Annotated in this window: 21 protein-coding genes and 1 pseudogene; 15 read left to right on the forward strand and 7 right to left on the reverse strand. The window is 67.9% G+C overall.

Going from position 1 to position 19,580, the window contains the following annotated elements; genetic code table 11:
• Positions 1-62: 62 nt before the first annotated feature.
• The 11 genes and pseudogenes from EG799_RS06315 to EG799_RS06365 all read left to right on the forward strand — a co-directional run bounded on the left by EG799_RS06315 (position 63) and on the right by EG799_RS06365 (position 10,045).
• Positions 63-1,231, forward strand: a pseudogene (locus tag EG799_RS06315) (phage portal protein).
• The gene (locus tag EG799_RS06320) at positions 1,228-1,536 is read left to right on the forward strand and encodes a DUF6127 family protein (RefSeq protein ID WP_123879539.1); all 309 of its coding nucleotides are present in this window, start codon (positions 1,228-1,230) and stop codon (positions 1,534-1,536) included. Before EG799_RS06315 ends, EG799_RS06320 begins: the two are co-directional and overlap by 4 nt.
• Positions 1,533-1,952: an HK97 family phage prohead protease gene (locus EG799_RS06325; protein WP_123879541.1), complete on the forward strand. Its 420-nt coding sequence runs from the start codon at positions 1,533-1,535 to the stop codon at positions 1,950-1,952. Before EG799_RS06320 ends, EG799_RS06325 begins: the two co-directional genes overlap by 4 nt.
• A 108-nt stretch (positions 1,953-2,060) precedes the next feature.
• On the forward strand, positions 2,061-3,230 hold the full coding sequence (locus EG799_RS06330) for a phage major capsid protein (RefSeq protein WP_123879544.1): 1,170 nt from the start codon (positions 2,061-2,063) through the stop codon (positions 3,228-3,230).
• 12 nt (positions 3,231-3,242) lie between these two features.
• Positions 3,243-5,567, forward strand: a complete 2,325-nt coding sequence (locus tag EG799_RS06335) for a DUF2460 domain-containing protein (protein ID WP_123879546.1) — start codon at positions 3,243-3,245, stop codon at positions 5,565-5,567.
• Positions 5,564-6,385, forward strand: a complete 822-nt coding sequence (locus EG799_RS06340; RefSeq protein WP_123879548.1) for a DUF2163 domain-containing protein — start codon at positions 5,564-5,566, stop codon at positions 6,383-6,385. The genes EG799_RS06335 and EG799_RS06340 overlap by 4 nt, the downstream gene beginning before the upstream one ends.
• Entirely contained in the window at positions 6,382-6,786 is a 405-nt protein-coding gene (locus EG799_RS06345; protein WP_123879550.1) for an NlpC/P60 family protein, read from the forward strand. Before EG799_RS06340 ends, EG799_RS06345 begins: the two co-directional genes overlap by 4 nt.
• A 19-nt stretch (positions 6,787-6,805) precedes the next feature.
• The gene (locus tag EG799_RS06350) at positions 6,806-8,113 is read left to right on the forward strand and encodes a phage tail protein (protein WP_158611030.1); all 1,308 of its coding nucleotides are present in this window, start codon (positions 6,806-6,808) and stop codon (positions 8,111-8,113) included.
• 138 nt (positions 8,114-8,251) lie between these two features.
• Entirely contained in the window at positions 8,252-8,989 is a 738-nt protein-coding gene (locus tag EG799_RS06355) for a GTA baseplate fiber-binding domain-containing protein (protein ID WP_123879554.1), read from the forward strand.
• 7 nt (positions 8,990-8,996) lie between these two features.
• Positions 8,997-9,476, forward strand: a complete 480-nt coding sequence (locus EG799_RS06360; RefSeq protein ID WP_234029055.1) for a DUF2793 domain-containing protein — start codon at positions 8,997-8,999, stop codon at positions 9,474-9,476.
• Positions 9,477-9,517: 41 nt separating this feature from the next.
• A complete protein-coding gene (locus EG799_RS06365) occupies positions 9,518-10,045 on the forward strand; it encodes a superoxide dismutase family protein (RefSeq protein WP_123879556.1) in 528 nt (175 codons plus the stop codon).
• Between the two features lie 18 nt (positions 10,046-10,063).
• Here EG799_RS06365 and queC read toward each other — a convergent pair whose 3' ends face one another.
• From queC to EG799_RS14325, 6 genes are all read right to left on the reverse strand, one after another.
• Complete coding sequence (queC, locus tag EG799_RS06370; RefSeq protein WP_123879558.1) at positions 10,064-10,759, reverse strand: 7-cyano-7-deazaguanine synthase QueC; 696 nt, start codon at positions 10,757-10,759, stop codon at positions 10,064-10,066.
• A 52-nt stretch (positions 10,760-10,811) separates the two neighbouring features.
• The gene (locus tag EG799_RS06375; RefSeq protein WP_234029056.1) at positions 10,812-11,198 is read right to left on the reverse strand and encodes a hypothetical protein; all 387 of its coding nucleotides are present in this window, start codon (positions 11,196-11,198) and stop codon (positions 10,812-10,814) included.
• A 93-nt stretch (positions 11,199-11,291) separates the two neighbouring features.
• A complete protein-coding gene (hslO, locus tag EG799_RS06380) occupies positions 11,292-12,197 on the reverse strand; it encodes an Hsp33 family molecular chaperone HslO (RefSeq protein WP_407641220.1) in 906 nt (301 codons plus the stop codon).
• A gap of 28 nt (positions 12,198-12,225) precedes the next feature.
• Complete coding sequence (gene argF, locus EG799_RS06385) at positions 12,226-13,185, reverse strand: ornithine carbamoyltransferase (protein WP_123879562.1); 960 nt, start codon at positions 13,183-13,185, stop codon at positions 12,226-12,228.
• Complete coding sequence (locus EG799_RS06390; RefSeq protein ID WP_123879564.1) at positions 13,182-14,372, reverse strand: aspartate aminotransferase family protein; 1,191 nt, start codon at positions 14,370-14,372, stop codon at positions 13,182-13,184. The genes argF and EG799_RS06390 overlap by 4 nt, the downstream gene beginning before the upstream one ends.
• A 128-nt stretch (positions 14,373-14,500) precedes the next feature.
• On the reverse strand, positions 14,501-15,274 hold the full coding sequence (locus tag EG799_RS14325) for a cold-shock protein (protein ID WP_123879566.1): 774 nt from the start codon (positions 15,272-15,274) through the stop codon (positions 14,501-14,503).
• 232 nt (positions 15,275-15,506) lie between these two features.
• Here EG799_RS14325 and EG799_RS06400 point away from each other — a divergent pair, with 232 nt between their 5' ends.
• The 4 genes from EG799_RS06400 to EG799_RS06415 are packed head-to-tail and all read left to right on the forward strand — an operon-like array spanning position 15,507 to position 18,079.
• Entirely contained in the window at positions 15,507-16,325 is an 819-nt protein-coding gene (locus EG799_RS06400; protein WP_123879567.1) for a TerC family protein, read from the forward strand.
• Positions 16,322-16,762 carry a TIGR01244 family sulfur transferase gene (locus EG799_RS06405; RefSeq protein ID WP_123879569.1) on the forward strand — a complete coding sequence of 147 codons (441 nt, stop codon included), beginning with the start codon at positions 16,322-16,324 and terminating at the stop codon, positions 16,760-16,762. Before EG799_RS06400 ends, EG799_RS06405 begins: the two co-directional genes overlap by 4 nt.
• Positions 16,759-17,163, forward strand: a complete 405-nt coding sequence (locus EG799_RS06410) for a hypothetical protein (RefSeq protein ID WP_123879571.1) — start codon at positions 16,759-16,761, stop codon at positions 17,161-17,163. The genes EG799_RS06405 and EG799_RS06410 overlap by 4 nt, the downstream gene beginning before the upstream one ends.
• A 7-nt stretch (positions 17,164-17,170) precedes the next feature.
• The gene (locus tag EG799_RS06415) at positions 17,171-18,079 is read left to right on the forward strand and encodes a sterol desaturase family protein (protein ID WP_123879573.1); all 909 of its coding nucleotides are present in this window, start codon (positions 17,171-17,173) and stop codon (positions 18,077-18,079) included.
• Positions 18,080-18,379: 300 nt separating this feature from the next.
• Here EG799_RS06415 and EG799_RS06420 read toward each other — a convergent pair whose 3' ends face one another.
• Positions 18,380-19,519: an OmpA family protein gene (locus tag EG799_RS06420; RefSeq protein ID WP_123879575.1), complete on the reverse strand. Its 1,140-nt coding sequence runs from the start codon at positions 19,517-19,519 to the stop codon at positions 18,380-18,382.
• Between the last annotated feature and the right edge of the window lie 61 nt (positions 19,520-19,580).

Raw genomic sequence — 19,580 nt, forward strand, 5'->3', positions numbered from 1 at the left:
CAGGGCCGCCATCCCCTTTGGCTCACCAAGGTCCGACCATACCCTCACCTTCGGAGAAACCGATGTCAATTTTCGACACTTTGCGCACCGCCTTCAAGGGCGGCGGCGCGGTTCGCGCGCCCCTGTCGCGCGGGTTCCAGTCCGCGTGGAGCTGGCAGTACGAGACGGGCGGGGCGCGGGCGCCGTTCGATTACCGCTCGGCCGTCACCCGCGCCTTCCTGGAGAATCCGGTCGCGCAGCGGGCCGTGCGGATCGTGGCCGAGGGGGTCGGCAATGCGCCAATCAATTGCCGCGACCCCGGCGCCCTCGCCCTCGTCAGGGCGACGAGTGCCGGGCAGTCGCTGCTCGAAACGCTTGCGGCGCATCTGCTGCTCCACGGCAACGGCTACGTCCAGATCGCCCGGGGCGGCGACGGACATCCGGCTGAACTGTTCGCCTTGCGGCCCGAGCGTGTCTCGGTGGTGCAGGGAGAGGACGGCTGGCCGGTTTCCTACCGCTACAAGGTCGGCGACAGCGTCCTCGATCTCCGGTGGAAGATGCCGATGGCTGGCCCGCGCTCATCCATCTCAAGTCCTTCCACCCGGCGGACGATCATTACGGCGCAGGCTGCCTGTCGGCGGCGGAACAGGCTGTGGGGATCCACAACGCAGCCGCGCAGTGGAACCGCGCCCTGCTGGAAAACGCGGCCCGGCCCTCGGGTGCGCTGGTCTACGACGGCGGAACCGATACGAGCGGACTGACCGCCGACCAGTTCGAGCGGCTGAAGACGGAACTGGCGCAGGCCTACCAGGGCGGCGTCAACGCCGGGCGCCCGATGCTGCTGGAAGGCGGGCTGAAATGGCAAAGCCTGTCATTGTCCCCCGCCGACATGGATTTCGCCGAACTGAAGGCCGCCGCCGCGCGCGATATCGCGCTCGCCTTCGGCGTGCCGCCGATGCTGCTCGGCCTGCCGGGCGACAACACCTACGCGAACTACCGCGAGGCCAACCGGGCGCTGTGGCGCCTCACCCTGCTGCCGCTGGCGGGCAAGATCCTGTCGGGCCTTTCCCAAGGGCTGTCGCCGTGGTTCGCCGAACTGGACCTCGCGCTCGATCTCGACCGGGTGCCGGCCCTGTCGGAGGATCGGGAAAAGCTGTGGACCCAGGCGAGCGAGGCAGCCTTCCTCTCCGACGCGGAGAAGCGGGCCCTGCTCGGGCTCGACGGCGACATCACGAAAGGAACGACGCCATGATGCGGCAGGACATGCTGGCTGCGCTCATCGACAGCGCGGCGGCGGGCGGGGCGGACCTCGTTACGCTGCGCGCCATCGTCGAGGAAGCGAGCGAGCTGGGGGCGGAACGCGTGCTCGGCCGCCTCGGCCTAGCCGACGAGAGCGCGCAGGACGACCTCGACGAATTGCGCGACCTGCTGGGCGCCTGGCGCGCCGCCAAGGCGAGCGCCTGGAAGGCGGTGGTCGAGTGGATCGTGCGCGGGGCGATGGCCCTTCTGCTGATCGGCATAGCCTTCCGGCTGGGCGTGCCGGGAATGCTGAAATGAGCGCGTCGGCACCTACGCGCGCCGGGCTGCGCATAGCCGGATACGCGGCGCTGTTCGGGATCCCAGATGCCGCGCGCGACATCATCGTCCCCGGCGCCTTCGCCCGCACGCTCGCCGCCCGCCATGATCCGGTCCCGCTCTACTGGCAGCACCGGGCCGAGCAGCGCATCGGCTGGGTCGAACGCATCGCCGAGGATGGGCGCGGCCTTCGCGTCATCGCGCGGATCGACAATCCGGGCAGCCGTGCGGGGCATGCGCTGCTGGCTCGCCGGGTCGACGGCCTCAGCTTCGGTTACCGCGCCCGCGGATTTCGCCGCACGCCAGCGGGTCGCCTGCTGGAGGATGTCGACCTGCTGGAGGTCAGCCTCGTCAACCGCCCGCTCCAGCACGGCGCGCGTGTGCATCTGATCCGTTAGCTTCGGGGACCGGCCGAAGCCGTCCCCTCTCGACTTCCCCCCGAACCCGGCCCGGCATGCCCCGGTGCCGGCCAATCCGCTTGTCCAACCGAAAAGGAAAATGCCTCTATGGATATCCAGATCCAACCCGAAACCGACGCCATGACCTCCAGCTTCGATCTCGTCGCCCGGCAAGACCGGGCCGAACAGGACATCAAGGCGCTCCGCACCGATGTCGACGAGGTGAAGGCCCGCATCGACCGCGTCAGCAAGGCCGCCGCCCGCCCCGCCATCGGCGACGGCACGGTGTCTGCCGGCAGTCCGGAGATGAAGGGCTTCGTCGATGGCTATCTGCGCCGGGGCCGGGAAACCGAGATCAAGTCCCTTTCCGGTGCGGTGCCGACCGATGGCGGTTTCGCCGTTCCCCAGGAAATCGACGCGATGATCAGCGCCGAACTGAAGGAGATCTCGCCCTTGCGCAATCTCGCGCAGGTCGTGGCCGTCGGCAGTGCCGGTTATCGCAAGCTGGTGGCGACCGGCGGTACGGCGAGCGGATGGGTCGGCGAGACGGCCCCGCGCCCGGAGACCGACGCGCCCGAATTCACCGAGATCGCTCCGCCCACCGGCGAACTCTATGCCAATCCGGCAGCGAGCCAGGGGATGCTGGACGACGCCGCCTTCGACCTCGAGAGCTGGCTGGCGAGCGAGATCGCGATGGAATTCGCCCGCGCCGAGGGGGCGGCCTTCGTGCGCGGAACGGGGATCGACCAGCCGCTCGGCTTCCTTTCCAGCCCGACCTCGATGGCCGGCGACGCCGTGCGCCCGTTCGGCACCCTGCAATATATCGGTTCGGGCGATCCCGACGGCTTCGATTCCGCGCCGGAATCACGGCTGATCGACCTTGTTCACACGATGAAGGCAGGTCATCGGCAGGGTGCGAGCTGGGTGATGAACTCGGCGACCTTGTCCGAAGTGCGCAAGCTCAAGACCGCCGATGGCGCGTTCCTGTGGCAGCCGGGGCTGGTGGAAGGCCAGCCCGATCGCCTGCTCGGCTATCCGGTGGTCGAGGCCGAGGACATGCCCGACATCGCCGCCGGCACCACGCCCATCGCCTTCGGCAATTTCAAGGCCGGCTACCTGATCGCCGAACGCAGCGCGACGCAGATCCTGCGCGATCCCTTCACCAACAAGCCCGCCATCAACCTGGCACCCCAGCGCGGCACGCACGGTCCGGCCATGTTGCGCCGGTCCTCGCGGCAGGTGGCAAGCGCCGTCGCCCGCGTGATGCGCGACGCCTGAGGACGATCGACGATGGCATACTGGCTCGCCTCCGACCCTGCAGGGCACGAAACCGATACCATTCAGCGCTTCGACCCGCGTTTCTGGACCATTGATTTTCCGCGCCCGGAAATGGCCACGGTCTTCACCCTCGCACCCGACGCGCTGCGCGTGACCTGCGACTTTCAGCACCGCGATGCGCTGGTCGGCCTGATCTGGGAAAGCGAGGATCGCTACGATCACCCGTTGCTCGCCTACGAGAGCGACCGCGACTACGGCTACACCACGCTGTCGTTCGACTGGCAATCCAGCGCCGGCATCCTCCCGCTCGACCGCGTTCACGGCCCGACGCTCACGATCGAGGGACGCGATGCGGCGGGGGTGCCACGCAGCTGGTACGTGCGGCTGTGGAACTATGCGGCGGGCACGGCTGTCGAAGCGCGCATCACCTTGCCCTTCGACGACCTGCGTGACGGATGGGATGGAACCGGCGAGCGCGTCCATCCCCATGACATCGACCGGATGTTCATCTCGCTGGTCCCGCCCGGCTACGATCCGGCCGATCATGCGCTGCTGGCGGAACACGGCATCGGCCAGATCACCTTGCGAAACATCCGCTGCGACGGCGATCGCTCGATGCTCGGCGTCGGCGACGTCATGGTTCCGCCGCACGGTACCGGAATGGCCACCGCCTACGACGACAGCTACAACCTCACGCCAGAGCGTGTGGTGCGCAACATCATGCAGCTCGGCTACCGGGGACGGGTCGTCCATTATGTCGGGATGAGCCACTACTTCCAGCTGGTCCACGCGGCGGGCGGGGCGTTGCTGGTCGATCCGGCGGGCACGATCTGCGCACCGTGCCGGCAATGGCACATGGCCTATTTCGCGTCCTGCAAGGCGGTCGGCCTGCAGCCCGTCGCATCCCTTTCCTACGAACTGTTCGACGCCCATTGTCCCGGGGACTGGAAGCAGAGAGCGTTCGACGGCAGCCCCGCGCTGACCGGCTGGGAGCCGCCCTCCACGTTGCTGTCCCCCGCCTCCGATGCCGCCATGCGCTGGCTGCAGGACGTGGCCGCGGGATTTTGCGCGCTGTTCCGTTTGCGCGACGTGCCGGTCGAATTCCAGATCGGCGAGCCGTGGTGGTGGATCGCCCCCGGCGCAGGCATCTGCCTCTACGATTCCGGCATACGGGCCATCCGTTCGGACACGCCGGAGATCGCTGACCTGATCGCGCCGCTGGAAGTTGCGCAGCGCGACTTTCTCGACTGGGCGGGCGACATGCTCGGTCGTTCGGTCATCGCCCTGCGCGACCGCGTTCTGACCGAGACGGGCGGCGGGGCGGTGACGCATCTGCTGCTGTTCACCCCGACCCTTCTCGATCCCGAGCGGCCGGATCTGCGCCGCGCGCTGCTGTCGGACAGATGGCGCTATCCGGCCTTCGACCGGTTGCAGCTGGAGGATTACGACTGGCTGACCGGAGGGGCCGAGGCGCTGCGCCGCAACGGGTACGCGGCGATGGACGCGGCGCTCGGCTATCCGGTCGAGAGCCAGGATTACCTTGCCGGTTTTGTGCTGCGACCCGCGGATGCGGAGCGCTTCTGGCGGTTGATAGACGCAGGGCTGGACGAGGCGACGGCCCGCGGCGTGGGCCGCACCTTCGTCTGGGCGCTGCCGCAGGTCGCGCGGGACGGATATGTCCGCCTGCCCCTTTCACCGGAGAATCTTGTGAACCCTTTCGACGATGTACTCTATCCGCTCGCGCTGGGGCGCGATGCCGGGGTAAGCCCCGAATTCTCGACCAGCATCGCCTTGACGGCCTCGGGCCACGAACGGCGCAACAGCCAGTGGAGCGATGCGCGGCTGCACTACGACGTCGGACCGGGCATCCGCAGCCACGCCGAGCTTGGCATACTGCTCGAATTCTATCGCGCCCGTCGCGGTCCGGCGCGCGGCTTCCGGCTGGAGGACCCGTTCGACTTCAGTTCCAGCGGGCTGACCGGCACGCCCACGGCGACCGACCAGCTCATCGGCACGAGCGACGGGCTGACGGCCACGTTCCGACTCGTCAAATCCTACGGCGGCGGCTCCGAACCGCAGCAGCGCATCATCACCCGCCCCCGCGCAGGCACGATCATCGTCAGCGTCGACGGTACGACCAGCAGCGCCTGGACGCTGGAAGAGGGCGGCCGGATCGTGTTCCGCGACGCGCCGCCCGCAGGCGCGGCCATCAGGGCGGGTTTCCTGTTCGACGTGCCGGTGCGCTTTGCCGAGGATCGGCTCGACATCACCGGCGCAACCTTCGCCGCCGGCGAAGCGCCGTCAGTGCCACTGATCGAACTGCGCGAGGCGGTATGAGTCGGACCTTTTTCGCCGGCGAACTGGACAACGTCGCGACGTTCTGGCGGGTCCAGCGGCGTGACGGCGTGCTGTTGGGCTTTACCAGCCACGACCGCGACCTGACGACTGGCGGCATCACCTATCGCAGCGCACCGGGCATGGTGCCATCGGCGATTCGCCGCACCGCGGACCTCGACCGCGACAGCGTGGAGGTGCGCGGAGTACTCGCCCACGACGCTCTCTCGGCGCAGGATCTGGCCGATGGCCGCTTCGCCGGCGCGCGGATCGCGATCGGCGTGATCGACTGGCAGACTGGCGAAACCGCCACTCTCTTCCACGGCGAACTGGGAAGCGTAACGCAGGAAGACGGACGCTTCGAAGCGGAATTGCGCTCCGCCAAGGCTAGCCTCGAGGCGGACCTCGTACCGCGCACCAGCCCGACCTGTCGCGCCGCATTCTGCGACAAGGCGTGCCAGCTGAGCCCGGCGCGCTTCACCCACGCGGCGCGGCTGTCCGGAATAGAAACGGCCGAAAACCGCGTCCGGTTCGATGTCGCGCCGGATGGCGATGCCATGCTGCACGGGCAGGTACGCTGGATCGACGGGCCTCACGCCGGCCTTGCGATGACCGTGCTCGAAGCGGGCGCCGATGGCCTCGTGCTGGACATCCCGCTCGCGGAGACGTTGTCCGCCGGCGTGCATGCGATCCTGCGCGAAGGGTGCGACCACACTATCGCAACCTGCGCCGGACGGTTCGGCAACGCCGCCAACTTCCAGGGCGAGCCGTTCCTGCCCGGCAACGATCTGCTCGCGCGCTATCCCGCGGCGTCGCGATGACGCCCGGACCCGAGGCCTTTGCCGAGGCCGCCCGGGGAATGACGGGTGCACCGTTTCGCTGGCTTGGCCGCGACCCTAGGACGGGTCTCGATTGCCTCGGGCTGGTCGCTGCGTCCCTGACGGCCATCGGGATCGCAGTCCCCCCGCTCCCGCGCTATGCCGCCAGGATCATCGCCATCGACCGCCTGACCGCGCTCCTGCCGCAGGTGGGTCTCGCCCCCGCGACAGGCCCGGACCGGATTGGCGATGTGCTGCTGCTGCAACCCGGCCCGGCGCAGTATCACCTGGCGATCCGCGCCTCGCCCGGCACCATCGTTCATGCCCATGCCGGCCTGCGCCGCGTCACCGAGAGCCCCGCGCCCGCGCCCTGGCCGATCGTTGCGCGCTGGCGCCTTTCCTGACCACCACGAAAGTTTCCTCATGGCTACACTCGTACTCACCGCCGTCGGCACGGCCATCGGCGGTCCGCTCGGCGGGGCGCTCGGTTCGCTCGTCGGCAGCCGTATAGACGGCGCCCTGTTCGCCCCCGCCGACCGCGAAGGATCGCGTCTTCGCGAACTCGCCGTCACGACGTCGAGCTACGGTTCTCCCGTTCCACGCCATTTCGGCACCATGCGCGCATCCGGCACGATCATCTGGGCAACCGATCTCGTCGAATCGAGCGAGGAAACGGGCGGAGGCAAGGGCCGCGGGTCGACCACCACCTACAGCTACTCGATTTCCTTCGCGGTGGCGCTCGCCAGCCGGCCCATCCGCGCGGTGCGCCGCATCTGGGCGGACGGGAACCTGCTGCGCGGCACCGCGGGCGATCTGAAGGTCGCGGGCACCTTGCGCGTTTACGAAGGTCGCCGCGATCAGCCGGTCGATCCGCTCATCGCCTCGGCCGAGGGCATATCGTGTCCGGCCTTCCGCGGCCTCGCTTATTGCGTGTTCGAGGATCTGCAGCTGGCGGAATTCGGCAACCGTATACCGGCGCTCACCTTCGAGATCGTCGCCGATGACGGTGATGTCAGCCTGGCGCAGATGATCGCCCCCGCGGCTCCGGTCGCTGCGGTGCACCGCGACCTGACCGCGCTCATCGGCTATTCGGACGAGGGCGGCCCGGTGCTCGGCCTCCTGTCCTCGGTCGACCGGTTGTATCCGATCGCCTGCGACGCGGGCGGCGAAACCCTGGCGATTTCCGACGGGGCGCCCGAAGGCGGGCCGGTTGCCGCCCTTCCGCCCCCCGTCGTCGATACGACCGGCGACGCCTTTGGCCGCACGCAGGGCCGCAGCATTCAGCTTCGCGCCGATTCCCGTTCGGTACCGGAGGGATTGCGCTACTACGACATCGCGCGCGACTATCAGCCCGGACTGCAACGCGCCGGCGGACGGGCACGCAGTGGCGGGCAGCGACTCATCGAATTTCCCGGCGCGCTGCGGGCCTCCGACGCGCAGCGCCTCGCGGATGACGCGGCGCAGCGGGCGGATACGGCGCAGGAGCGGCTGTCCTGGCGTATCGCCGAACTCGACCCGGCCTTGACCCCCGGCGCGATCGTGGCGGTCCCTGACCGGCCGGGCCGCTGGCGGATCGAGGGCTGGGGATGGCGCGAAACCGGCGTGGAACTCGATCTGCGCCGGCTTCCATGGCACCGCGCGAAAGCGCGTGCGGTCGATGCGGGACAGGCGCTCGCTCCGCCCGACCTCGTCGCCACGCCCACCCTGCTCCAGGCCTACGAACTCCCCTAGGACGGCATCGGCAACGCCGCCGACCGCCGTGTCTTTGCCGCGGCGAGCTCGGCCAGCGCGGGATGGACCGGGGCCGTCCTCTACGCCGAGGAAGGGGGCAGTCTGCGCCCCCTCGGCGCCACCGGGTCGCGCCGCAGCGTGTTCGGCAAGACCCTCGGCGCCCTGCCGCCCTCCAGCGCGGTGCTGCTCGACCGCCTGGCGGTAATGGAAATCGAACTGGTCGCGGCGGATTTCGCCCTGCGGTCCTGCACGAGCGAGGATCTTGCCGGCGGCGCCAATCGCGCGCTTATCGGTGAGGAGGTGATACAATTCCTCGAGGCCGCTCCGCTGGGAGAGCGCCGCTGGAGGCTTTCCGGCCTGCTTCGCGGTCGCGGCGGAACCGAGCATCGTGCCGTCCTGGGTGCGGACGCCCGGAGCCCTTTCGTGTTGCTCGACGACCGGCCCAATGCCCTCGATCCCGACATTGTCGGCTCCGCCGGGATGCTGGCCGCCATCGGGCTTGCGGATACTGATCCGGTGCTCGCCCCCATCGCCAATGCGGGCCTGAGCCGGACGCCGCTGGCCCCGGTTCACCCGCGCCGGTTCCGGCTGCCCGCGGGCGGCATGACGCTCGCCTGGACCCGGCGTGCGCGCGGGGCGTGGCGCTGGACGGACGGCGCCGACGTCCCCCTCGTCGAGGACAGCGAAAGCTACGAGATCGGCGTGGGCGCGCCGGACCGGCCGGATCTCGGCTGGCAGGTGTCCGAACCCACGCTCGCTCTGTCCCCAGCTACGCTCGAAAACCTCCGCCGGGATCATTCCGGCAAGCCGCTCTGGGTACGTCAGATCGGCAGCTTCGCGCGTTCGCAACCCCTGCTCCTTCTCACCATCGATTGAGGCCATCATGACCGATCCCGTCACTTACCAATCCGCTACCGCCCGCCATGCCTTGCCCAACCTGTTCGCGGGGCAGGCGCAGAAGGAGTTCACGGTCAACGAGGCGCTGGCGCTGATAGACGCCCTGCTGCATCCGGTTATCGAGGGCGAGGCGGATACCCCGCCCACCTCGCCGGAAAACGGCGAATGCTGGCTGGTAGGGGCCGGCGCGACCGGCGCCTGGATCGGTCGGGACGGCCGCATCGCCTGCCGGCAGGCCGGCACGTGGCTGTTTGCCGCGCCCGTGACCGGAATGACCGTGCTCGACTTGCAATCGCTGCAGCTCATGCGCTTTGATGGCGACTGGCGCCGCGCCGTCCGCCCCCCCCGCGCCTGCGGGCGGAGCGGTCGTCGACGCGGAGGCGCGAACGGCGATCGCCGAACTGATCGAGGCCCTCGCCGCGGCTGGCGTCATTCCGCCCGGATGACGGACCCTTTGCGGCCGTGACCCGTTGGCGGTGGACAGCAGGAACGGAAGGACCCTCCGCCATGAACCGCATGACGCTCGCCCTTGCAGGCCTCGCCGCCGTCTCGACCGCCGGTTGCCAGACGGCCTACGAGAACACCGCCGACGAGATCGGCACCGCCACCATCGAGAACCGCGCCGGTCAGCAGGTCGGGATCGCCCGTATGTATTCGCTGGGCGGAGAGGTTACGATGACGGCCTCGTTCAACGGCCTGCCCGACGGTACGCACGCAATTCACCTGCATCAGACGGGCAATTGCAGCGCACAGGATTTCACCTCCGCCGGCGGCCACCTCAACCCCGGCAACAACCAGCATGGCACCCGCAATCCGCAGGGCGCGCATCTCGGCGACCTTCCCAATTTCGCTGTCGAGAACGGCGTCGGAACGGTCAGCACGATCCTGCGCGGAACGCGCGACCGGATCGCTCCTGCCATCTTCGACACCGACGGCACCGCCATCGTGGTGCATGAAAGCGAAGACGACTATCGCACTGATCCCGCCGGGGACGCAGGCAGCCGTATCGCCTGCGGCGTGGTGCGGCGCGGTTAGACAGCGGCGGCCGGGGGACTACCGGGGCGCTGCTGCGTAACGCGTGGCGTCCGCCACCCCCGCCTCGGCAAATCCCCGGATGCGCAGGCGGCACGAATCGCACAGCCCGCAAGCTTCCCCCGACGGGGCCGGGTCGTAGCATGACCAGCTCCACGCCGGATCGAGATTTAGGCGGGCGCATTCGCGGGCGATGTCTGCCTTGGTAAGATGCTGGAGCGGCGCGTGGATCGCGAAGGCTCCATCCTCCATTCCCTGCTTCGTGCCGAGCCGGGCGGTTTCGGCGAAGCTGGCGATGAATTCGGGGCGGCAATCGGGATAGCCCGAATAATCGAGCGCGTTCACACCGATGAAGATGTCTCGCGACCCGCAACTTTCGGCGAAGGCGGTGGTGAGCGCGAGGAAGACGAGATTGCGCGCCGGGACGTAGGTTACCGGAATCTCCTCCCCCACGCCGTCCTTCGGCACGTCGATATCGGCCGTGAGCGCCGACCCGCCGAATTGTCGCAGGTCTAGCGGAAGGACGACATGCCTCTTCACCCCTAGCCTATGCGCGATCGCCCTCGCCGATTGCAGTTCGCGCTTATGGCGCTGCCCGTAATCGATCGACAGCGCGGCGACCTCGAAGCCGTCCTCCCGCGCGAGGGCTGCGCTCACCATCGAATCGAGCCCGCCGGACAGCAGGACGACGGCGGTGGCGGCGGGCGTGTCGGTCATGCGACCCGGCTAGGTCCGATCCGGATGGTTAGCAAGGGGATGCTAGGACCGGTCAGCAACCGCCGGTGCGCCGGGCCTCGCCCTCTATGACGAAGGGGCGCCCGCCGTGAATGCCCTGGCTGCGTATCTGCACCAGCTCGCTGCTTTCGCGGCGGATGGTGGTGCGGCCATAGCCGTTCCCGCGGCAGGTGTACTGCACCGTTACCTCGCGCGGGTCGTCCTGCACCACGAAGCGCTCGCAGCCGGGATTGCGGTGCCGCAGCTGGATGAACTCGCGGCCCGTGCGCACGCAGATGCGGCGGTTCTCGCCATCCGAGCGGGTCCGCAGCAGCCAGCTGCCCTTTTCCAGCCCGCCGAGCATGGCGAGGCCGGGTGCTTGCGCGGCGACCGGAAAGGCCGCGGCAGCCGCGACCGCAGCGACACCCAGAAGACGAACCATGACCTTCATCACCATTAGAAACCCCGTTTGGTCACCCCGACCATGCCCGGTGGGGGTGAACGATCAGTTGCTCTCTGCCCGCGGCGTGCCGCGTCAGTCCTGAATGGCAAACTGCTTCGAACAAAACGCGCAGTCGACCAGGATTATCCCGTCTTCGTTCACCATTTCGCGCCGGTCTTCCTTGGGAAAGCGCGCCAGCACCTGCTCGTAATAGCTCTCCGAACAACGGCATCCCTTCGCCAGCTCCGTTCCCGGATTGATCAGGACCCTGTCCTCTTCATGGTAGAGCCGCCAGACGATTTCTTCCAACGGCAGTGACCGTTCGACCAGTTCCTCGTGGCGCAGGCTGCCGGCCAGCACCTCGACATGCTCCCATTCGGGATGATCGAGCTGCACGTGCAACCTTTCGCGTCCTTCCTCGCCCTCGGGCATGTGCTGCACCAGCAGGCCGGCGGCCAGCGTGCCCTCCGGTCCGTCGCTGATCGCGGTGCGGATGAGGGTCGGAACCTGCTCGCTCTGGAAGAAGTAGTTCTCGACCGCGCGAGAGAGCGAGGCACCCTCCAGCGGTACGATGCCCTGATAGCGCTTGCCGGTGCGGGCAATATCGAAGGTGATCGCCAGATGTCCGCTGCCGAACAGGGTCTGCAAGGTCGGGCTGGCTCCGGCATAGGCCACCCGCTCCGCATCGTGCTGGACATAGCCGCGCAGCATCCCCGCGCGATAATCGCACACCAGCAGGCTCGCAATTCCGCCCCTGGACTGGATCTGCACGGTCAGCTGATCGTCGTCCTCCTTCAGCAGACCGCCCATCAGCGCCGTCAACACCAAAGCCTCGGCAAGTGCATGGCGGATCGCCTTGGGATAGTCGTGCGCCGCGAGGATATTCTCGAGCACCGGCCCCAGTCGCACGACGCGGCCGCGACTGTTGCGGCCAGGAATGGCGAATGCCAGCAATTGATCGGAAAAAGTCTGACTCTGCGTATTGTTCATCCCGCGCATATGGGGCCGCGGCGCGCCAATAAAAGTGTCAGGCGATCTGCCCGAAGCACCAGCGCAGGATGGATTTCTGCGCATGGATGCGGTTTTCCGCCTCGTCGAACACGACCGATTGCGGCCCTTCGAACACCTCTTCGCTCACTTCCTCGCCGACATGCGCGGGCAGGCAGTGAAGGAAGATCGCGTCCGGTTTCGCCCGGCCCATCAAAGCCGCATCGACGCGGTAGGGCTCCATTGCGGCCAGTTTGCGAGCCGCATGGTCCTGCCCCATCGACACCCAGGTGTCGGTGACGACGACATCCGCCCCGCTGGCGGCGGCGGCAGCGTCCTGCGTCAGCATAACCTGCGAGCCGGCCCGGCGCGCCCTGTCGACGAATTCGGCATCCGGTGCAAACCCCGAAGGCGTGCCGACCCGCACGTTGAACCTCAGCAGCCCTGCCGCTTCCAGGATCGAGTGCAGCACGTTGTTGCCGTCGCCCAGCCAGGCGACGTCCAACCCCGGCAGCGCCTTGCCATGCTCGATGATCGTCAGCAGGTCGGCGACGATCTGGCACGGATGGGAGCGGTCGGTCAGCCCGTTGATGACGGGTACGTCGGCATGGTGCGCCATTTCCTCGATCTTGGCATGATCGTCGGTTCGCACCATGATCGCATCGGCCATACGGCTGAGCACCCGCGCGGTATCGGCGACGCTCTCCCCCCGCCCCAGTTGCGAGGTACCGGCGTCGAGAATGATGGCCGAACCGCCGAGCTGGCGCATGGCGATATCGAAACTGACGCGCGTGCGGGTGGAGCTTTTTTCGAACACCATGCCCAGCACGTGCCGGTCGAGCGGCGCGTCCGCATCGGGCCTGCCCTTGGGCCAGCCGCGCCGTTCCGCCTTGCGGTCCAGCGCATCGACCAGCATCGCCGCTATGGCCTCGCCGCCCGCGGCGGCAAGGTCGGTGAAATGGCGAACTAGCGGTCCTTGCGCCGCGGCAACCCCGGTCATGCCGGCTCTGGCACGCGGTAGGCCGCGGCGCCGGCGGACAGCTTCTCGATGAACTCGTCCATTTCAGCATCGCCGATGACCAGCGGTGGCAGCAGACGCAGCGTGTGATCGCCGGCGGCAACGGTCAGCAGCTGATGATCGTCGCGCAGATGCTGCATGAAGGGGCGCGGTTCGACCTTCATCTTCAGGCCGAGCATCAACCCCAGGCCGCGCACTTCCTCGAACAGGTCGGGATAGTTGCCGATGAACTGTTCGAGCCGGGAACGCAGCCGCTCCCCTTTCTCGCGCACCGCGGCAAGGAAGGCGTCGTTCGCCACTTCCTCCATTACCGCCTGTCCGGCTGCCATCGCCAGCGGGTTGCCGCCATAGGTGGAGCCGTGCGTGCCGAAGGTCATTCCGCGCGCTGCCTTTTCGGTCGCGAGGCAGGCGCCGAGCGGGAAGCCGCCCCCGATCCCCTTCGCGGTCGCCATGACGTCGGGCTCGATACCGAACTGTTCGTGCGCGTAGAGCGTGCCGGTACGCGCGACGCCGCACTGCACCTCGTCCAGCACCAGCATCAGATCGTGCTCGTCGGCAAGGTCGCGCAGGCCGCGCATGAACGCCTGGCTGGCGACGCGGATGCCGCCCTCGCCCTGCACCGGCTCTACCAGAAAACCGGCGATGTTCGGCCCGACAGCCGCCTTCGCGCCCTCCAGATCGTCGAATTCGACATAACGGAAGCCGGGCAGCAGGGGATTGAAGCCCTTGTGCATCTTGTCCTGATTGGACGCGCTGATGGTTGCCATCGTGCGGCCGTGAAAGGCGTTCTTGAAGGTGATGAGCTCGAAGCGCTCCTCGTTTCCGCCGGCCTGGTGATAGGCGCGCGCGGTCTTGATCGCGCATTCGACGGCCTCCGCCCCCGAATTGGTGAAGAACACCGTGTCGGCGAAGGTCGCATCGACCAGCCGCTGCGCCAGTGCCTCGCCCTGTGGACTGCCATAGAGGTTGCTGACGTGCATCAGCGTGCCGGCCTGTTCCTGGATCGCGCCGATCAGGCCCGGATGCGAATGGCCGAGCAGGTTCACCGCGATCCCGGCCGCGAAATCGAGATAGCGCGTGCCGTCCTCGTCGATCAGATGGCAGTTGTCCCCGCGCACCGGACGCACGCCGCAACGCGGATAGACGGGCATGAGCGGGGTGATCGACATGGAAACTTCCTCTCGGCTGAAATGACGAAAGCGGCCTGAACAGACCGCGCTTGTGGTTCGAACGTGTATGGGGGAGGAGGCGGCCGGTCAAACGCCGGCCGCCCCCGTCCGTCAGGCGCGGGGCAGTATCAGCCCTGCACCGGCACCAGGTTCACGGCCGAATACTTGCCGCGTCGGTCGACTTCCAGATCGAACTCGAACCGGTCGCCCTCGTCGATGCCCTGCAGGCCGGAGCGTTCCACCGCGCTGATATGCACGAAGGCGTCTTCCTTGCCATCGTCACGAGTGATGAAGCCGAAGCCCTTCATGGAATTGAAGAACTTCACCGTGCCAACGGCCTTCTCGCCGGTCAGCTCGCGCTGCGGGGCGCGGGGCGCGGGTTCGATGACATCGCCCACGACCTGAAGATCGGCCGCGGAAACCTTCCCGCCGCGATCGACCAGGTTGAACTGCAGCTCCTGCCCTTCGGCCAGGCCTTCCAGCCCGGCCCGCTCGACCTGGCTGATGTGGACGAACACGTCTTCCCCGCCCTCGTCACGCTGGATGAAGCCGAAGCCCTTCTGCGCGTTGAAGAACTTGACCTTGCCCTGGCCGGTGCCGACGACCTGCGCCGGCATGCCGCCGCCGCCGCCGCGAGGTCCGCCGCGACCGCCGCCGCCGAAGCCACCGCCGCCACCGCGATGGCCGCCGAAGCCGCCGCCACGATTACCGCCGCGATCGTCGCCGAAGCGATCCCCGCCGCCGTAACCGCCACCGCCACCGCCGCCGAAGCGATCGTTGCCGCCATCGCGCCAGCCGCCGCCGGGGGGCGGGCCGCCATCCATGAAGGGATCGTAACCCTCTTCGCCGATGCTGTCGCGCTTGTCACGTCCCCGACCGCGACGTCCTTTGTCGTAACCCATGAAACTACTAAACCTTCAATCCCGTCCTCGTTTTTCTGGACGACGAAGCGGACGAATTACCCGTCGCCAGGAAGCGGAAGGACTTGCCCCGCCACGCTAACCGCCTGTTCATAGACTCAATTTGACGCGGACGCGAACCTTTTCAGATTACAACCTTCGCGGCAGCGGCATTTGCGTCACACACCCGCCCCTTCGTCTTGCCCGAAACCGGGTGCTGCGGCATGGAAGCGGCATGGATATCGTCGCCCTCCTGACCGATCCCGCCGCGTGGCTGGCGCTGCTGACGCTCATCGCGCTGGAGGTGGTGCTGGGGATCGACAACCTCGTGTTCATTGCGATCGTCTCGGCCAAACTGCCGGAGGAACAGCAGTCGCGCGCCCGGCGGATCGGCCTGATTCTCGCACTCGTCATGCGGATCGGCCTCCTGCTCCTGATCGGCTGGCTCGTCACGCTGCAGGCGCCGCTGTTCGATCTCGGTCTGGAGGGTGCGCCCGGCCCTCATGGCGAACCGACTTTCGAGACCGCCTTTTCCGGACGCGACCTGATCCTGCTGGCAGGGGGCCTGTTCCTCCTGTGGAAGGCCACCAAGGAAATCCATCACTCGATGGAACCGGGCGATACCGCGCCCGACGTCATGAACCCCGATGCCACCACCGGCGGGGTGCAGGCGGCGACGATGACCTTCGGCGGGGCCATCGCGCAGATCATCGTTCTCGACATGGTGTTCTCCATCGATTCGATCCTCACTGCGGTCGGCATGACGGACGAGATCCCGATCATGGTCGCTGCCGTCATCATCACCGTCACCATCATGCTGTTCGCCGCCGATCCGCTGGCGAACTTCATCGACAGGAACCCGACGCTGGTCATGCTCGCGCTCAGCTTCCTGGTGATGATCGGGCTCGTGCTGATCGCCGATGCCTTCGGGTTCCATGTTCCCAAGGGCTACATCTACGTCGCGATGGGCTTTTCGGTGGGCGTGGAACTGCTCAACATGGTCAAGCGCAACCGGGCCAGCGGCGCCCGGGCGCGACGGGAGACCCTATCATGAGTGATTTTCGCAGACTGACGGATCAGGTGTGGGCGAGCCCGCAGATCACCCTCGACGACGTCGCCGAGGCGCGCGAGCGCGGCTTCGCGATGATCGTCAACAACCGCCCCGACGGCGAGGTGGAGGATCAGCCGGAAGGTGACGCGATCGAGGCCGCCGCGCGCGCCGCCGGCCTCGATTACCGGGCCATCCCCGTGGGTCACGCAGGCTTCAGCGGGCCGCAGGTCGATGCGATGGCCGAAGCGCTGGCGGCCGCCGATGGCAAGGTGCTCGCCTATTGCCGATCGGGCACCCGTTCCACGCTGCTGTGGGCGCTCGCCCGTGCGCAACAAGGGGAGGATACGGACACCATCGCCCGCGCGGCGGCAGAAGCCGGTTACGACATAGCCCCGGTGCGCCAGGCCATAATGGCGCTGTCCGCCCGCGCCGGGGAATGAGCGGGGCGGAGGCGATGGCGGCGCAGTTCGCGGCATCGCTGCTGGCGGTCGGTAGCCTCGTCCTCATCGCCCATCGACTCGGCTTCTCGGTCGGCGCGAAGCTGGAAAGCGAGGGCGAGGCGCTCGATGTTCTCAGCGATCTCGGCGGTTTCCGGCCGCTTCACCTTACCCTCGACCAGGACGGACGCGGGGCCATCGCGCGCGATGCCGGGGGGAAGGTCGCCGTGCTGGTTCCGCACGGCGGGCGATTCGTCGCGCGGCTCGTGCCTGCCGGGGGCACGCTTCGGGCGGAAGACGGCGTGCTGCGAATCGCCATGCATGAACAGGGCGCTCGCCCCCTCACCCTGACGCTGGGCGACGAGGCGGCGTACTGGGCGGACATCCGCCGGGCGAAGGGCTGACCGGCCGATGGGGTTCGATCCGCTGCCCTACGCCATCCCGGTCTTCGTCGGGCTGATCGTGGCGGAGATGGCATGGGTGCGGGCGCGCGGGGTCCGCGGCGCCTACGAAACCCGCGACACGGCGCTGTCGCTCGCCATCGGACTCGGCAGTACGGTGGCGGGGGCCCTGACGGGCGGCGCGGTGGCCGCGCTGCTCGGCTGGGTCCACACCCTGTCTCCGCTCGGCGTCGGCTGGGCCTGGTGGGCCTGGCCGGTCTGCTTCGTGCTCGACGATCTTGCCTATTACGCCTTCCATCGCAGCGCCCACCGGGTGCGCTGGTTTTGGGCGAGCCATGTGAACCATCATTCCAGCCAGCACTACAACCTGTCGACCGCCCTGCGGCAGAGCTGGACGGGCTTCATCGCCCTGTCCTTCCTCTTCCGCCTGCCGCTGGCGGCGGCCGGGTTCGAGCCGGGAATGGTCCTCGCCTGCGCGGGGCTGAACCTGGTCTACCAGTTCTGGATCCATACGGAGGCGGTCGGACGACTGCCCCGCTGGTTCGAGGCGGTGATGAACACGCCCTCGCACCACCGCGTCCATCATGCCGTCAATCCGCGCTATCTCGACCGCAATTTCGCCGGCACCTTCATCGTGTGGGACAGGCTGTTCGGCACGTTCGAACCGGAAGTCGATGGCGAACGCATCCGCTACGGCATCGTCAGCCAGCTGGGGACGTTCAACCTGCTGCGCGCGGTTTTCCATGAATGGCTGGCGATCGGACGCGATCTGCGCGGGGCGCCGTGGCGATACAAGGCGAGCTATCTGTGGCGCGAACCGGGCTGGAGCCACGACGGCAGCCGGGAAACCTCCGCGACGATCCGCGACCGGTGGATGCGCTCGCAGCGCGGCGCGGCGGCACCGGACATGCAACCCTGAATGCACCCCATGGGGGCCGGCGCGGGATCCGCCGGGGGAGCGGGACGGGATCGACCGGCGCCCGGCACACCGCAGTTCGGCAAACCTCGCGAACACCGCCATCAGCCCCATGGGCGGCGTCCGCATCATTGGCGTCCCCCGGCAGCGGGGCATCATGCAGGGTCGCAAATCGCGGAACTCGGCCCCATTCCGCCCGTAGAGCGGCGACGATCCAGCTGCCCTGTTTTGCAAGCCCGCACAGAAAAAGGGCCGCCGGACAGGTGTCCGGCGGCCCCCTTTCGCTTGCCATAGCGGCAGAGCTTACATGCCCGAGTTCGGACCGTAGGTGATCTGCACGCGGCGGTTCTGCAGCTCGCGAACGCCGTCGGCGGTCGGGACGCGCGGATTGGCTTCGCCGAACGCTTCGCTCGAGATGCGCGAGGCGGGGATGCCGCGGTTGGTCAGATAGGCCTGGACCGAGTTGTTGCGGCGTGCCGCGAGGCCGAGGTTGTACTGCACCGTGCCGGACCGGTCGGTGTAGCCGGCCAGCATGACCTGCGCCGTGCCGCAGTCACCATAGGCGGTAACCGCGGAGTTGAGCACCGTGGCCGCTTCCGGCGTGATCTCGGCCGAATCCCAGTCGAAGAACACGATGTACGGACCCGTGTTGCACTGCGCGACCGGCGGAGGCGGCGGCGGAGGCGGCGGGGGAGGCGGCGGCGGAGGCGGCGGCGGGGGCGGCGGCGGCGGCGGGGGCGCGATTTCTTCGCGACCGCCGAAATTGATCAGCAGGCTGAGCAGCGCCGAGTGCGTCGACAGGTCGAAATCGTTCGTGCGCCCGAGATTGTCGCGGAACGTGTATTCGTGCGTGTTGAGATAGCGATACTTCAGACCGATCTCGGCATTGCTGGTCACCGGGATGCGGACCTGGGCGATCGCCTGCCACGCGAAGCCGTCATCGTCATCGTCGAACAGGTACGAGCCGTCATTGTTGTCGAGACGCGAATCGAGGTTCAGCCAGGTGTAACCGGCGCCGGCGCCGATCGCGAAGCCCGCGCCGTCCTCGCCGCCGAAATCGAGCAGGGCGTTCGCCATTGCCGAAGTCAGCTGCGCGTCGCCGCCATAGGCGAATTCGCCATTCTGGGCCACACCGAAGAACGGCACGCCCTGCGGATCGACGATGTCGGTGTTACCCGTGATCGTGTCGTTGAACCACTTCTTGTGCGCGCCTTCCAGTTCGGTGCGTATGCGGCCCCAGTCGTAGCCGATCAGGCCACCGAGTTCCCAGCCCATGTCGCTGCTGGCGGTGGCGGCATCGTCGGTGCCGCTGATCCTGATATTGTAATCGTCCGGAAACACGACACCGGCGTCGAGCCCGAGATAGGCCGAACCGTCGCGGGCCGCGGCGGGCGCTGCAACGGCAGCTGCCGCCACGCCCAGACCAAGCGCAATCTTTCGCATAGAAAATTCCCCATTCAATCTGCGTCCATCCCTTTACGTGCGGCTTTGAACGCTGACAACT

Origin of the sequence: Aurantiacibacter spongiae, assembly GCF_003815535.1 — a bacterium.
GTDB classification, from domain to species: Bacteria; Pseudomonadota; Alphaproteobacteria; order Sphingomonadales; family Sphingomonadaceae; genus Alteraurantiacibacter; species Alteraurantiacibacter spongiae.

What these genes read in the sequence shown, in the direction of transcription:
- EG799_RS06320 (WP_123879539.1), top strand. Translation starts at nt 1,228, where the DNA reads ATGATGCGGCAGGACATGCTGGCTGCGCTCATCGACAGCGCGGCGGCG.
- EG799_RS06325 (WP_123879541.1), top strand. Translation starts at nt 1,533, where the DNA reads ATGAGCGCGTCGGCACCTACGCGCGCCGGGCTGCGCATAGCCGGATAC.
- EG799_RS06330 (WP_123879544.1), top strand. Translation starts at nt 2,061, where the DNA reads ATGGATATCCAGATCCAACCCGAAACCGACGCCATGACCTCCAGCTTC.
- EG799_RS06335 (WP_123879546.1), top strand. Translation starts at nt 3,243, where the DNA reads ATGGCATACTGGCTCGCCTCCGACCCTGCAGGGCACGAAACCGATACC.
- EG799_RS06340 (WP_123879548.1), top strand. Translation starts at nt 5,564, where the DNA reads ATGAGTCGGACCTTTTTCGCCGGCGAACTGGACAACGTCGCGACGTTC.
- EG799_RS06345 (WP_123879550.1), top strand. Translation starts at nt 6,382, where the DNA reads ATGACGCCCGGACCCGAGGCCTTTGCCGAGGCCGCCCGGGGAATGACG.
- EG799_RS06350 (WP_158611030.1), top strand. Translation starts at nt 6,806, where the DNA reads ATGGCTACACTCGTACTCACCGCCGTCGGCACGGCCATCGGCGGTCCG.
- EG799_RS06360 (WP_234029055.1), top strand. Translation starts at nt 8,997, where the DNA reads ATGACCGATCCCGTCACTTACCAATCCGCTACCGCCCGCCATGCCTTG.
- EG799_RS06365 (WP_123879556.1), top strand. Translation starts at nt 9,518, where the DNA reads ATGAACCGCATGACGCTCGCCCTTGCAGGCCTCGCCGCCGTCTCGACC.
- queC (WP_123879558.1), bottom strand. Translation starts at nt 10,759, where the DNA reads ATGACCGACACGCCCGCCGCCACCGCCGTCGTCCTGCTGTCCGGCGGG.
- EG799_RS06375 (WP_234029056.1), bottom strand. Translation starts at nt 11,198, where the DNA reads ATGGTTCGTCTTCTGGGTGTCGCTGCGGTCGCGGCTGCCGCGGCCTTT.
- hslO (WP_407641220.1), bottom strand. Translation starts at nt 12,197, where the DNA reads ATGCGCGGGATGAACAATACGCAGAGTCAGACTTTTTCCGATCAATTG.
- argF (WP_123879562.1), bottom strand. Translation starts at nt 13,185, where the DNA reads ATGACCGGGGTTGCCGCGGCGCAAGGACCGCTAGTTCGCCATTTCACC.
- EG799_RS06390 (WP_123879564.1), bottom strand. Translation starts at nt 14,372, where the DNA reads ATGTCGATCACCCCGCTCATGCCCGTCTATCCGCGTTGCGGCGTGCGT.
- EG799_RS14325 (WP_123879566.1), bottom strand. Translation starts at nt 15,274, where the DNA reads ATGGGTTACGACAAAGGACGTCGCGGTCGGGGACGTGACAAGCGCGAC.
- EG799_RS06400 (WP_123879567.1), top strand. Translation starts at nt 15,507, where the DNA reads ATGGATATCGTCGCCCTCCTGACCGATCCCGCCGCGTGGCTGGCGCTG.
- EG799_RS06405 (WP_123879569.1), top strand. Translation starts at nt 16,322, where the DNA reads ATGAGTGATTTTCGCAGACTGACGGATCAGGTGTGGGCGAGCCCGCAG.
- EG799_RS06410 (WP_123879571.1), top strand. Translation starts at nt 16,759, where the DNA reads ATGAGCGGGGCGGAGGCGATGGCGGCGCAGTTCGCGGCATCGCTGCTG.
- EG799_RS06415 (WP_123879573.1), top strand. Translation starts at nt 17,171, where the DNA reads ATGGGGTTCGATCCGCTGCCCTACGCCATCCCGGTCTTCGTCGGGCTG.
- EG799_RS06420 (WP_123879575.1), bottom strand. Translation starts at nt 19,519, where the DNA reads ATGCGAAAGATTGCGCTTGGTCTGGGCGTGGCGGCAGCTGCCGTTGCA.